Raw genomic sequence first — 14128 nt, 5'->3', positions numbered from 1 at the left:
GTGCCTTACAATACAGTGTTCAAGTGCAGCTTGTTGAGTTTCTTTTTTTAAGGTCTATGCATTTGCTTTGCTATAAAATACAATGGCTATATAACAATCATTAATTATTTGACTCAAATTAAGTGGCCCAAGCACAATGCTGATTATTAGCTTAACTATTATTGCCAGTTTATTTTATGTGTTAGCAACGTCTTACGTGCTCTCACGGTTGTTTCATCAACAAGGCCCTAGCCAAAAGCTAACTATTATATTGAGTACTGTGGCCATTTTGGCGCACATGCTGTTGTTAGTAAATTCGGTTTTTAGAGCAGACGGACAAGATTTAAGTATTGTCAATGTGGCGCTTTTAACTTGCTGGGTTATTGTGATTTCTGTCACTACGGTATCGTTAAAGTTTCCGGCTACCTTACTATTGCCGGTCGTGTACGGTTTTGCTGCACTATTAACTATGGCAAGCTTGTTTATACCACACCATATTTTACTGCAAAGTATTGATGTTGATGTGGGCTTAGTAACCCATATTTCGTTATCATTACTCGCTTACTGTATTTTAATTATTGCTACTTTATATGGCGTACAATTTTACTTTATTGATAAGCGCTTAAAGCGTAAAGATTTAGCTATTGTACACAGCCATTTACCACCACTAATGGTGGTTGAACGCCAACTGTATCAATTGGTTAACTTAGGTACTATATTACTCACTTTGGCACTATTGTCGGGATTTGTATTTCTCGATGGTATGTTCGCTACTCAATTTATCCATAAAACGATATTATCGCTTGTTGCATGGTGTATTTTTGCTGTGATTGCGCTTGGCCATATGAAAAAAGGCTGGCGTGGTAAACCTGTGGTTATTGCTATTATGGTTGCTGCTTTTATTCTTACACTGGCTTATTTTGGCAGTCGTTTTATACAAGAAGTTATTCTAAATAAATTTTAACTTGACTCTACTAACTCACTCTAGCCTAATACACGCTAGTTTATAATAAAAGGATCCATCGTTGGACGCCATATCGACCAGTACCTTGTTTATCATTTTAGGTTTTTTGGTACTTTTTTCTGCTTATTTTTCTGGCTCAGAAACCGGAATTATGTCAATCAATCGTATACGCCTGCGACATCTCACCAAAGAGAATCATCGCGCTGCTAAACGTGTCAGTAAATTACTTAGTCGTCCGGATAGGCTCATTGGTTTAATTTTAATCGGCAATAATTTAGTTAATATTGCCGCTGCACAAGTTGCTACTATTATTGGTATTCGTTTATACGGTGATTTAGGTATTGCTGTGGCAACAGGTGCGTTAACCTTAGTAGTGCTTATTTTTGCAGAAATAACCCCAAAAACACTTGCTGCTCTCTACCCTGAAAAAGTTGCCTTCCCAAGTTCTGTTGTGCTTAAAGGATTACTAAAAATCCTTTTCCCATTTGTCGTTGTTATTAACTGGCTAACCAACGGTATATTGCGGTTATTTGGTATTAGTGCGGCACAAATAGATGAGCACAGCATGAGTAAAGAAGAGCTAAAATCAGTACTTAATGAGTCTGGTGCACTTATTCCTGCGCGTCACCAAAGCATGTTGACCTCAATTTTAGATTTAGAACAAGTAACCGTTGAAGATATTATGATCCCACGTAACGAAATTGTGGCCATAGATATTAACGATGAATGGAAACTTATTAGCCGCCAACTGACTCATGCACAACATACGCGTGTATTGTTATATAGAGATAACATAGATGACGCGGTGGGGTTTATTCATTCGCGTGATGCGCTTAGGTTACTTACAAAAGAGCAATTTGATAAACCATCGTTGCTACGCGCTGTACGTGAAATTTATTTCATACCTGAAGGCACATCACTAAATACGCAGCTATTAAAGTTTCAGCAATCTAAAGAGCGTATTGGCTTGGTGGTAGATGAGTATGGCGACATTCAAGGTTTAGTTACTCTAGAGGATATACTTGAGGAAGTGGTAGGCGATTTTACCACCACCCAAACTCGTACGCCAAGCGAAGAAGTAACCACACAAACCGATGGCTCGTGCATTGTAGATGGCGGTGCTAACGTGCGCGACTTAAATAAAGAAATGGGCTGGGAGTTTCCACTCGACGGGCCTAAAACACTCAGCGGCTTAATAGTTGAGTATTTAGAAAACATTCCTGATGCCAATTTAAGTTTGCGTATTGCCGGCTACCCTATTGAAGTACTTGAAGTAAAAGAAAACATGATAAAGCTGGTTAAAATACAGCCGAAAAAACGTAAAAAATAAACTAAAAAAGGAGCCAATTGGCTCCTTTTTTGTAGGCTAAATAAATACAACAGATGTTATTAGCCAAAAAACAAACGCTCTAACCACCCTTTATTTAAATCTGCTTCACAACGCTTTAACTGCGCACCATAACGGCTCGCACGGTGTTTTACTTTATTAGCCACACCCATTAACCATTTTTTCTTTTTGTAAGTACCGCGTTTGTAACCGCCCCACCCTTCGTGATAATTAAGATACTGACCGTAGGCATCCCATTTAGATACACCGTTTATTTTATGGGTTTTATAAGCAAACCAGCCCATAAAGTCGATAGCATCATCAAAGTCGTCTCTATCGGCGCCACTATTCTTACTTTCACGAATATAATCAGACCAGGTCATCGTTTTTGCTTGTGAGTAGCCATAAGCAGAGCTTGCTCTACCGGTAGGAATAATCCATAAGAAATACTGCATTGGTGGAGCTGCGTCATGTTTAAACGAGCTTTCTTGGTACATCATGCTCATAAGTACGTGCTTGGGAGCGCCCCATTTTTCTTGAGCATCTTTGGCACCAAAGTACCAACTTCTTTTTTCTTCAAAAATTTTACAAATATCATCAGGCTGCTTTGGTGGAGCTGTGGCACAACCGGCTAAACTAAGCGCTAATGATAAAACAACTACATTTTTTTTCATTTGGTTTATCTCGCTGAACTTTTGCAAAAATCAGTAGTCTGATTTTAACAATGCAGCAGAGCAGCATTGTTTCTTCCCTAAAATAATTACGCAGCTACCTTGAGCTGCGTTTTTTTTGCTTAAAACTAACTATTTATTTAGGATCAAAATAAGCATTTAAAAATGCGGTAAATGATACTGAGTCACTTTGCTCAATAGCACGCTGAGCGTCGTTAGAGCGTGTAACTTGCTCCTCTAACCATTGCTTTGAAAACACTTGATAGTCTGCAGCTTGATGGCTTTGCTTATACTTTTCAGCAATTGCTAGCGCATAATGGCCGTTATCTAGCCCTGAAGCTTCTAACTCAGCTACATAACGCCCAGAATATGTAAGTCCTGGGTTATTAATCCAAGTTGCCATGCGCTCAATAGTACTTGAATAATAACTAACGCCGTAGGCAGTATCCATGTATTTTGCCACTTCACTTAATTGCGAAAATATATCTTCACCCCAAGATTGAAGGGTACGCGGTTGATTAAAGTAATTAAGTTCAAGGCCTTTTTCTCGCCCTTTATTTACTACTGTATCAAGATTTTCTGTGCTGCGTGTTTGCTCTTCCCAATCCATTGCCGGTGAGCTTTTTAATAAACAATAAGTTAAAAACACATCTAAAAAGTGGAACTGCTCTATATCTATGCCCACTTCACTAAATGGATTAACATCTAATGCGCGAATTTCGACATATTCAATACCGGCTCTAAGTAGTGCATCTGTTGGTGTTTCACCGTTTTTAGCATTACGTTTAGGGCGAATTGGCGAATAAAATTCGTTTTCTATTTGCAGAATATTCTTATTTAACTGTTTTGGATTTTCGCTGGTGTAATCGTCAAGGTTGCCGTAAATATCTGAAGGTGTGTTAATTGATTTTTTCAAACCAGCTACATATTCATCTAACGAGTTATACATTACACGCAGTGATGATTGTGCGCTATTGGTGTAACCTAAGTTACCTAAGCGCAGCGCAGTGCCTACTTCTAAATACAGGGTGCCTTTACCTAGTTTTTTAAATGGTAAATCGGTTTTTCTACCCTGTAAAAACGAACTACATAACGCAGGTGATGCACCAAATAAATAACTGATCAGCCATAATTCACGTTTAAAATTACGAATAAGCGCTAAGTAACCATCAGATATAAAATTCTCTAAACTAAGGTCGCTATTTTTTAGCGTATGTAATGACTGCCACAATGAATCTGGAAACGAAATATTAAAATGCACACCAGCAATAGCTTGCATCATACTGCCGTAACGGTTTTTTAACCCTTCACGGTAAAGTGTTTTCATTTGCCCTACATTTGAACTACCAAATTGCGCAATAACTATGTCGTCTTGATGTTCAATAAAGCACGGCATACTAATAGGCCAAAGTAATTCGTCACCCATTTTTTCTAGGGTAAACTTTTGTAAGTCTTTTAATTGCTGCAGCGTTTGTGTGGACGATTCACTAACTGGGGTAATAAATTCAAGTAACGACTCTGAAAAATCGGTCGTAATTTGGCCATTGGTAAGCGCACTGCCCACCCCTTCTGGGTGTTTTTGTGCAGAGATAACGCCATCACTTTTAATTCTTAGTGACTCACGCTCAATACCACGTTTTATTCCGTTAATTGCATGTTTATGCTGCGTTACTGAAAGAGCGTCAAGCGCGTTTGTTAGATCATGTGTTGCCAAAAAATACTTCCTCGAGCCAAGTGGCTTAATCATAAGGTTATGGGGTCTAATTACCTATACTCAAGATAAATACTAAGAAAAAATACTATTTATAGTTCTATTGTATCTGCTTTGCTTTAAACACGCTTTATTTAACGCCATAAACGATAATCTTGCCATTGCTATACAAAATATACAATTGCTTTGCACTATTATTTATCTTATCAAAACAAAAACTAACCGTATTAAAGTAAATAATTAGCTAACTATTAGCCGTATTAGTCCCATACTGGTATGTTATATATAGCTTATATAACTTTAATCTTGATTAAGATCATAAATACAGGCAATAAATAAACTGAGTGACCTTCATAATGGGATTACCCTACTACCGCTTTATATAAGCAAGTATAATAGTAAGTATTACAAAGGATGATTAAAGAATAATATGCGTCGTAATCAAAGCTTAATAAATGAAGAAGTGACCTTCGAAGAACAACAAGAACTGGTATCAACAACTGATTTGCGCGGAGTGATCACTTACGCTAATCAAGCATTTTGTACTATAGCCGGGTATGATATAGCAGAACTTATGGGTAAGAACCATAATATAGTGCGCCACCCCGACATGCCAAAAGCTGCATTTAAAGAAATGTGGGAAACATTAAAGCAAGGCCACTCTTGGCGCGGCGCAGTTAAAAACCGTTGTAAAGATGGCCGCTATTACTGGGTTGATGCATTTGTAACTCCTATTTTTGAGCACAGCCAGTTAATTGGTTATCAATCTGTAAGAACCAAATTAAGCCCACAGTTAAAACGCCGTGCAGAACTATTTTACAGTAAAGTAAATGCTAAAAAGTCATTCTTTAATTGGCGCGAACGCACAAGTTTAAGACAAAGCTTAAGTGTATTTGCTTTATTATGTTGGTTAGTTGCAACTGCTGTATGGGCTTCATTTGCTATTGCACTAATTAGCTTAGTGGTTTGCTTAGTTATACTTGCTTTAAATTATGATGAGCTAATAACAACGCCAAGAATATTGAATCAGCAAAAACAACAGGCCGATTCTATATCTCGTTATATTTATAGTGGCCGACACCCTCACAGTATTAGTGATTACAGAGAGCAAATGCTAAGCGCTAAATTACGCACTGTACTGGGGCGTATGAAAGACTCTACCTTAAGCTTTAATGATATTGCTTTAAATTTAGATCAACAGTCAACGCTCACAGAGCAAGGCATTTCATCGCAAGGCTCGCAGCTTGAGCAAATAGCATCTGCAATGGCGCAAATGAGTTCGACTATAGGTGAAATATCAAGTAACACCTGCACCACTGCCGATAAAGTAAGTGTTACTTATCAAAGTTGCTCCGATATAAAAGTACACATTGCCGATAATAATGCCATGGTTTCTGATTTAGCCGTTCAGGTAGAGCAAGCAGCAACAACCGCTAACAGCCTAGCTTCAGAAGCCGATAAAATTGGCCAAGTAATGAGTGAAATTGAAGGTATTGCCGAGCAAACTAACTTACTTGCGCTAAATGCTGCCATAGAAGCTGCAAGAGCAGGTGAGCATGGCCGTGGTTTTGCTGTAGTTGCCGATGAAGTAAGAGCGCTTTCATCAAGAACACAAAATGCCACTGCGCAAATTCACAGCTCAATAAAGGAAATTCAAGACACCTTGTTTAGCTGGTCAAAAATAATGCAAAACACGAAGCAACAAGCCGACAGTTGTGTAAATACTACAACGCAAACACAGCAAGAGCTTGATAGCATTTTCACTCAAATTAGCGAAATAGCGCAACTCGCTACTGGTATTTCGGCTGCTGCAGAAGAACAACAAGTAGTGAGCCACGACATAGGTACTAATGTAGAGCAGATTAAAAACTTAGGTGATGATAATTTAAACTTAAGTTTTAATGTTGCCAGGGGCGCTGCTGAGTTAGTTGAAGGCTCAAGAAAGATCAACGACTTACTGCTTACTTTTAAAATTTAATTGTCAGCACAAATAAAAAAGCCGCTATGTTAGCGGCTTTTTCGTTTTTACTTTATAACGCTTAACGGCTTGAAAACACTAAACCGTCGTCATTTGCATCAATTACAACAACACTGCCTGGCATATAATCACCATTGAGTAATTTTTGTGCTAATGGATTTTCAATCGTTTGTTGAATAGCTCGTTTTAACGGACGCGCACCATAAACCGGATCAAAACCACTTGCGGCAATACGATCTAAAGCAGCGTCGCTTATCTCGAGTAAATAACCCATTTGCGTTAAACGCTCACGTAATTTACTTAACTGAATATCAGCAATCTCTTTAATGTGCTCGTTAGCCAGTGGGTGGAAAACAACGGTTTCATCAATACGGTTAATAAACTCAGGTCTAAACTCATTGATTAATACATTCATTACTTTTTCTTTCAAAGTAACGTAATCGTTATTACCCGCTTGCTCTTGAATTATATCTGAGCCTAAGTTTGAGGTCATGATGATAACGGTATTTTTAAAATCAACCGTGCGTCCTTGACCGTCGGTTAAACGTCCATCATCTAAAACCTGTAGCAAAATATTAAACACATCTGGGTGTGCTTTTTCTATTTCGTCCAATAAAATAACTGAGTAAGGTTTACGACGCACGGCTTCGGTTAAATACCCGCCCTCTTCGTAGCCAACATACCCAGGAGGCGCACCAACTAAACGTGCTACTGAATGTTTTTCCATAAACTCAGACATATCAATACGCACCATGGCACTTTCGGTGTCGAACATATAGCCGGCGAGTGCTTTGGTTAATTCTGTTTTACCGACCCCGGTTGGGCCTAAAAACAAAAACGAGCCAATCGGGCGATTAGGATCGGCAAGCCCTGCACGTGAGCGGCGAATAGCATTAGCTACCGCTACAACGGCTTCATCTTGTCCGATTACTTTTTCATGTAGCTTTTCTTCCATCTGCAATAGTTTTTCTCGCTCACCTTGTAGCATCCGCGATACTGGAATACCGGTCCAACGAGAGAGTATTTCGGCTATTTCATCTTCGCCCACTTGGTTTTTTAGCAAGGTCATTTCTTGCATTTCTGCTTGCGATGCTAAATCAAGTTTACGCTCAAGCTCTGGTATGCGGCCATATTGTAGCTCCGACATACGCTGTAAATCGCTGGCTCTTCGAGCTACATCTAAATCAAGTCGTGCTTGTTCTAGCTCAGCTTTAATAACTTGAGTACCTTGTAAAGATGCTTTTTCGGCAGTCCATATCTCATCAAGCTCATTGTACTCTCCTTCAAGCTCGGTGATCAGCTCTTGCATTTCAGTACGGCGTTTTAAACTTGCTTCGTCTTTTTCTTTGGCGAGTGCGTTATCTTCAAGTTTTAATTGAATAATACGGCGCTCTAACTTATCTAATGACTCTGGTTTTGAATCTATTTGTAAACGAATAGAAGAGCCCGCTTCATCTATTAGGTCAATTGCTTTATCGGGTAATTGACGGTCACTAATATAACGATGCGATAATTGCGCAGCAGCAACGATAGCAGGATCGGTAATTTCAACAGAGTGATGCAGCTCATAGCGCTCTTTTAGGCCACGTAATATAGCAATAGTATCCTCAACCGAAGGCTCCTCTACCAATACTTTTTGAAAGCGACGCTCAAGGGCGGCGTCTTTTTCAATGTATTTACGATATTCATCAAGAGTGGTTGCACCTACGCAATGTAATTCGCCACGGGCAAGCGCCGGTTTTAGCATATTGCCTGCATCCATTGCGCCATCACTTTTACCTGCGCCTACAATTGTGTGTATTTCATCAATAAATAAAATCACTTGGCCTTCTTCTTTAGCCAGTTCATTTAATACTGATTTTAATCGCTCTTCAAATTCGCCGCGGTATTTAGCACCGGCCACCAGCGCGCCTAAATCAAGCGAAAGTACCCGCTTGTTTTTTAATCCCTCTGGTACTTCACCATTAATAATACGCTGTGCTAAACCTTCGGCAATCGCAGTTTTACCTACACCGGGTTCACCTATTAATACTGGGTTGTTTTTAGTTCGGCGTTGTAAAACTTGAATTGTTCGGCGAATTTCATCATCTCGACCAATAACCGGATCAAGCTTACCTTGCTCTGCACGTTCGGTTAAATCTATGGTGTATTTTTCAAGTGCTTGGCGTGTTTCTTCGGCATTTGGATCATCAACCTTTTGCCCACCACGCACTGCATTAATGGCCGTTTCTATTTTGTCGGAGGTGATATTTAAGGTTTTAAAAATATTACCCAGCGGGCCTTTATCGTCGCAAGCAGCTAATACAAACAGTTCGCTAGAAATATATTTATCTTTACGCTTTTGCGCATACTTATCGCATAAGTTGATCAAGGATATAGTGTTGTTCGATAGCTGCACATCGCCGCCTACGCCTTCCACTTTAAATAGTTTTTCTATTTCTTGGGAAAGCTTAGTATTAAGCTCGTCAGCACTAACACCTGCTTGTGCTAATAACGCGCGCACGCTTGAGCCGCTTTGCTTTAACAAAGCATACATTAAGTGTACCGGCTCAATAAATTGATGATCGCGGCCAAGGGCTAAAGATTGCGCATCAGAAAGCGCAGACTGAAATTTACTGGTAAATCTATCTAAACGCATTGGGGTTACCTATTAATAAAACTCATTGCTTAAATAATGGGTATGTTAGGGGGGTTGTTCAAGGTGTTGCAGAAAATATAATCATTATATTGATAAATTAGTTGCGCCAGATCAAACTTGCCATGCGTCCGGTTTGGCCGTCGCGTCGGTACGAAAAAAACTGTTCAGTTTGAGAAACCGTACAGTGCTCACCACCGGTAATATTTATAATCCCTAATTGACGCAATTGAATACGTGCAAGGTGATAAATATCGGCAAGGTACTTTTGGTTTGCACACGCTTTAAACGCTTTGGCAAACAAAGGGTTTTGGGCATTAAACAATGCAAACACCTCGCTACCTACCTCAAATTTATCAGCCCCTATTGCGGGACCTAACCAGGCACTTATTTCACTTTTTTTGGCATTAAAGCAGTTTAGCGTATTTTTAATTACACCTTGCTCTAATCCACGCCAACCAGCATGTATGGCAGCTACTTCTTTTCCATCGTTACTGGCAAGTAAAATGGGCAAGCAATCGGCGGTCATTATTGCCAAAGGCTGAGCAACGAGTTGTGTATATAGTGCATCTCCTTGATGGTGAGCGTTAAATTTAAATTGCCCATCAACAATGAGTACATCGCTACTATGAACTTGATCTATCCATACAGCACTATTTGGCAAATGCTTATCCAACAAAGCACGATTTTTTAATACCTGTTGTTTATTATCACCAACATGCAGCCCTAAATTTAAACTCTTAAACGGCGCTTCTGAAACACCGCCTACACGTGTGGTACTTAATGTACTCACACCTGTTATAGGGACTTGCCATGCTGCTGATAAAAACTGCATTATCTAACTATGTCAGGATTAGCTTTTGTGTCTTCACGCAGTGCCAGTGTCATAGCAACCATGTCATCTGGAATAGGTGCTTGCCATGTCATCATTTCACCCGTAATTGGGTGCGCAATACTTAATTTAACCGCATGTAATGCTTGGCGTTTAAAACTACGCAGCAATTCAAATAACTCAGGCGTTGCCCCTTTAGGTGGACGCGGACGGCCGCCATAAGACTGATCGCCAATAAGCGGATGATTTAAATAAGCCATATGCACACGTATTTGGTGAGTACGACCGGTTTCAAGGCGTAAACGTAAACGTGTATGAGCACGAAACTTTTCAGCAACACGGTAATGCGTAATGGCTGGCTTACCCTGTTCATGTACATCCATATGCGTACGTTGCGTTGCATGGCGGCCAATAGGCTTTTCAACCATGCCACCAGCGGTCATTGTGCCATTGCAAAGCGCTTCGTATTCTCGCGTGAAATTTTCACGTTTTTGCAGTGCGGTTACTAAATGCGTTTGTGCCGGAATAGTTTTAGCTACCACCATAAGGCCAGTAGTGTCTTTATCTAATCGGTGTACAATGCCCGCGCGAGGTACATTAATAATTTCTGGGTGGTAATGTAGCAATGCATTTAGCACTGTGCCATCTGGATTACCTGCACCAGGATGAACTACCAAGCCCATAGGTTTATTAATTACCAAAATATCATCATCTTCATAAACAATGTCTAATTTGATATCTTGCGCTATGTATTCACGAGGTGCTTCAATGGTTGTTTCAACATTAAGTACTTCACCACCAAGCAGTTTAGTGCGCGGTGTGTTGAATATTTCGCCATCAACGGTGATTTTATCATCCAAAATCCACGTTTTTATCCTTGATCGTGAATAATCAGGGAACAATTGTGCTAATACTTGGTCTAGACGTTTACCACCTAAATCGGTTGGAACGTCGGCTTGAAGAGAAATTTGCTCTGACATTAGTAATTTTACCCAATTTACCAGTGCAAGCTTTGCTCGACTGGGTTAGAATCGCTTTTAATAAAAGCATAATATAATACGCATAGTTTACTCGGTTTTACCGACTTGGCCTAGCCGTAGACAACGAAGGTAACAAATAAAATGATAAATAAAATAGGGAAACGTGCATTCGCCATTGTTTTTTCAGTTTCAGTGCTTAGTTTAGGTGCTTGTTCGTCGGCTCCTGACCAAGAAGACATTCAACGTGTACCTAATAAATCGGCTCACGCTTTGTATGAAGATGCCAAGCAAACTTTAGATTCTGGTTTATATGCACGCGCAATTGAACTTTTAAGTGCTATTGACTCTCGCTACCCGTTTGGCCCATTTTCTAAACAAGTACAAATGGATTTAGTCTATGCGCATTACCAATCGGGTAATACCGAGCAAGCACTAGCAACAATCGACCGTTTTATTCGCTTAAACCCAAATCATAAAGATTTAGACTACATGTATTACATGCGTGGATTAGTTAACATTAAAGCCGATAAAAACGCATTCCAAGAATATTTTGGTGTTGATAGAGCTGACCGCGATGCTAACCGTACACGTGTGGCCTTTACCGATTTATCAACCTTGGTTAAGCGTTTCCCACAAAGTGACTACGCCCCAGAGGCAAAACGTCGTTTAGTGTGGTTGTTAAACCGTATGGCAAGGTATGAGCTAAAAGTGGCCAATTACTATTATGAACGTGAAGCCTACTTAGCAGCTGCTAACCGCGGTAAGTTTGTAGTAGAACATTACTCGCAAAGCAGCTACTTAAACTCTGCACTTGAAATGATGGAAAAAAGCTACGATAAGCTAGGCTTAAGTGAGCTTAGCGAAGACGCTAAACAAACACGAATTTTTAACAGCAGAAATAATTAATTAATTAAAAAGGCGCTTACTAACTTGAGTAAGCGCCTTTTTAGCGTACTTGTTGTAATAAAGCTTAAATCGCTTCTTCATCTTCCTCAGCGGTACGAATACGCACAACACGCTCAACTTCAGTGACAAATATTTTACCATCACCAATTTTTCCTGTTTGTGCCGTTTTAATTATTACCTCAATTGCACGGTCAACATCATCATCGCCCAGTACAATATCTAATTTAACTTTAGGTAAAAAATCAACCATGTATTCCGCACCACGATACAACTCGGTATGGCCTTTTTGACGCCCAAACCCTTTAACTTCAGTTACTGTCATACCTGTAATGCCTACTTCTGATAGGGCTTCACGCACATCATCAAGCTTAAAAGGTTTAATGATTGCTTCTATTTTTTTCATATTAATTACTTTTTAAAGCTACAGTTGCCTCGATTTTAGACAATCACAAGGCTCATAGCAAACAAAGTGACTGTATTACGGTGATAAAACAATCTGTCATGCTATGATTATGCTAATAAAAATAGCTATACTAAAACAATAAGTAACCTACGGGATCAATATGAAAAAAATACAATACGGATTCACTTTACTAGAGCTGATGGTGACTGTGGCTATTGTAGGCATTATTGCCACCATTGCATTGTGGAACAGTAGCGACATGCTAGAGGAAAACCGCGCCGAGAACTTTCTATTAGAACTAAAACGTAATATTAGTTATGCCCGCTCGCAAGCAGCTACTAACGATGAAATAGTTGTTGTATGTCCTGCCCCAAATAACGAAGTTAAAACCAGTAACGACAAATTAGCATGCCAAAGTGACTGGGGGTCCACTAATATGATTATCTTATTCGTAGATATCGATAACGACGGTGAATACGGCAAACTTCCCGATAATCTGTTACGAGTGATGGCTGCAATTCCTGCAAATGACACGTTAAACTATACCGGCAACATCAATAACCTAAGTTTTAACACTAGTGGCCGCATTACCACAAGCCCTGGGGATTTTATATATTGCCCTAATAGCGATAACAAAAATAATAAAGTACTTACCGTATCGCAATCTGGCACCGCTTTTTATCTTGGTGATGGTGATGGTACGCATGAATGCCTTTTAAAATAAACCTTACATTGTTATTTTTTGATTGTTTACTAACCAAAATAATCGCCTCTCCATTTAAGGCTTCAGGGATGAAGTTAATCGCATATTCAACTAAGCATAATGGTATAACCTTACTTGAGCTAATGGTAACAATTGCTATTGTGGCTATTACTAGTCAGTTTTCTATGTGGTTTTTTCCTGATTTTTTTAGCGATAAACCGTGCAGACAACCAGGTTAACTTATTACATCGCAATATAAACTATGCTCGCCTTTACGCCATAGAAAACGGTACATACGTTACTTTATGCGCGTTAAAAAACAATGAATGTCAAAAAGGTGATTGGGAGGAGCAAATATCGTTATTTATCGATAACGATGAGCTAATGCTAAGCACCTTTGAACACACCCATGAGTTTGATAGCTTAGAGTACCCACGAGATGCAATTACCTTTAGGCCCGATGGCTCATTAAACGGTTTTCAAAACGGCACCTTTATTTATTGCCCTAATAGCGATAAAGCAAACCTCGAAGGGCTTGCTTTATCGGTAAGTCAAACGGGTAGAATACGCATTAAATCAACTGACAAATGCCAGCAAAAACAAGCCGCTTACCTACCCCAGCAATAATCATTATCTGAGCCGCCTTTAGTCCCCTTAGCGCCTTTTAAACCTATGTCGGTAATGGACATTTCAGTACAGTCACCATCTCCTTTTACCGGCCCTGCAATAGGTTTTGCTGTGATTGTAAAAGTACTTTTATCAACTACTTTAATCGTTAATTCAAAATGCCCATTCTCTGTTTTACTTTGAATCCCTAAATCACTCGCTAATTCTGTATACTCTCTGTTATCTACAAAGTACTGCTCTTGCTTATTAGCTGCATCTAATAATGCAGCAACTGCCTCTGCACGCGAAGCACGCTTCACATACTCTGTATAATTAGGCAATGCAATTGCTGCAAGTATACCGACGATAGCAACTGCTATCATCAGCTCAATTAAGGTAAATCCATGTTGCTTTTTATTCATTTAAACCCCCT

12 protein-coding genes and 1 pseudogene are annotated in these 14128 nt (G+C 39.5%); 6 read left to right on the top strand and 7 right to left on the bottom strand.

The annotated features are described in order from the left end of the window. Positions 1 to 136 precede the first annotated feature (136 nt). Positions 137 to 943, top strand: coding sequence for a cytochrome C assembly family protein (locus AAEZ18_RS03185; RefSeq protein WP_011327630.1), 807 nt, complete (start codon positions 137 to 139; stop codon positions 941 to 943). A gap of 61 nt (positions 944 to 1004) precedes the next feature. Beyond that, a complete protein-coding gene (locus AAEZ18_RS03180; RefSeq protein WP_140391177.1) occupies positions 1005 to 2273 on the top strand; it encodes an HlyC/CorC family transporter in 1269 nt (422 codons plus the stop codon). A gap of 59 nt (positions 2274 to 2332) precedes the next feature. Here the strand turns inward: AAEZ18_RS03180 and AAEZ18_RS03175 are convergent, their stop codons facing one another. Both AAEZ18_RS03175 and gshA read right to left on the bottom strand, forming a co-directional pair. After that, on the bottom strand, positions 2333 to 2944 hold the full coding sequence (locus AAEZ18_RS03175; RefSeq protein ID WP_058372888.1) for a transglycosylase SLT domain-containing protein: 612 nt from the start codon (positions 2942 to 2944) through the stop codon (positions 2333 to 2335). 133 nt (positions 2945 to 3077) lie between these two features. Beyond that, on the bottom strand, positions 3078 to 4655 hold the full coding sequence (gshA, locus tag AAEZ18_RS03170; RefSeq protein WP_350593812.1) for a glutamate--cysteine ligase: 1578 nt from the start codon (positions 4653 to 4655) through the stop codon (positions 3078 to 3080). A 427-nt stretch (positions 4656 to 5082) separates the two neighbouring features. On the opposite strand from gshA, the gene AAEZ18_RS03165 reads away from it, so the two are divergent. Beyond that, positions 5083 to 6630, top strand: a complete 1548-nt coding sequence (locus tag AAEZ18_RS03165) for a methyl-accepting chemotaxis protein (protein ID WP_350593814.1) — start codon at positions 5083 to 5085, stop codon at positions 6628 to 6630. Positions 6631 to 6691: 61 nt separating this feature from the next. On the opposite strand, the gene clpB is transcribed toward AAEZ18_RS03165, so the two are convergent. From clpB to rluD, 3 genes are all read right to left on the bottom strand, one after another. Next, positions 6692 to 9268, bottom strand: a complete 2577-nt coding sequence (clpB, locus tag AAEZ18_RS03160) for an ATP-dependent chaperone ClpB (RefSeq protein WP_182678524.1) — start codon at positions 9266 to 9268, stop codon at positions 6692 to 6694. A gap of 97 nt (positions 9269 to 9365) precedes the next feature. Next, positions 9366 to 10100, bottom strand: a complete 735-nt coding sequence (pgeF, locus tag AAEZ18_RS03155) for a peptidoglycan editing factor PgeF (RefSeq protein WP_350593816.1) — start codon at positions 10098 to 10100, stop codon at positions 9366 to 9368. Beyond that, positions 10100 to 11077 (bottom strand): 23S rRNA pseudouridine(1911/1915/1917) synthase RluD, encoded by a 978-nt coding sequence (gene rluD / locus AAEZ18_RS03150; protein ID WP_350593818.1) that lies wholly within the window; start codon positions 11075 to 11077, stop codon positions 10100 to 10102. Before rluD ends, pgeF begins: the two co-directional genes overlap by 1 nt. Positions 11078 to 11218: 141 nt before the next feature. Between rluD and AAEZ18_RS03145 the strand changes: the two genes are divergently transcribed. After that, the gene (locus AAEZ18_RS03145; protein WP_350593820.1) at positions 11219 to 11983 is read left to right on the top strand and encodes an outer membrane protein assembly factor BamD; all 765 of its coding nucleotides are present in this window, start codon (positions 11219 to 11221) and stop codon (positions 11981 to 11983) included. A 64-nt stretch (positions 11984 to 12047) separates the two neighbouring features. Here AAEZ18_RS03145 and glnB read toward each other — a convergent pair whose 3' ends face one another. Beyond that, a complete protein-coding gene (gene glnB, locus AAEZ18_RS03140; protein WP_011327621.1) occupies positions 12048 to 12386 on the bottom strand; it encodes a nitrogen regulatory protein P-II in 339 nt (112 codons plus the stop codon). A gap of 160 nt (positions 12387 to 12546) precedes the next feature. Between glnB and AAEZ18_RS03135 the strand changes: the two genes are divergently transcribed. Together AAEZ18_RS03135 and AAEZ18_RS03130 are read left to right on the top strand one after the other, a co-directional pair. After that, positions 12547 to 13110, top strand: coding sequence for a GspH/FimT family pseudopilin (locus tag AAEZ18_RS03135; protein ID WP_208834228.1), 564 nt, complete (start codon positions 12547 to 12549; stop codon positions 13108 to 13110). Between the two features lie 68 nt (positions 13111 to 13178). Further along, positions 13179 to 13716 (top strand): annotated as a pseudogene (locus AAEZ18_RS03130) (GspH/FimT family pseudopilin). Here AAEZ18_RS03130 and AAEZ18_RS03125 read toward each other — a convergent pair. Then, positions 13698 to 14117: a type IV pilin protein gene (locus AAEZ18_RS03125; RefSeq protein ID WP_350593822.1), complete on the bottom strand. Its 420-nt coding sequence runs from the start codon at positions 14115 to 14117 to the stop codon at positions 13698 to 13700. The pseudogene AAEZ18_RS03130 and the gene AAEZ18_RS03125 sit on opposite strands and share 19 nt — an antisense overlap. Between the last annotated feature and the right edge of the window lie 11 nt (positions 14118 to 14128).

The organism is Pseudoalteromonas sp. 19-MNA-CIBAN-0066 (assembly GCF_040308705.1).
GTDB classification, from domain to species: domain Bacteria; phylum Pseudomonadota; class Gammaproteobacteria; order Enterobacterales; family Alteromonadaceae; genus Pseudoalteromonas; species Pseudoalteromonas nigrifaciens.
This window is presented reverse-complemented; position numbering and strand designations above follow the sequence as displayed.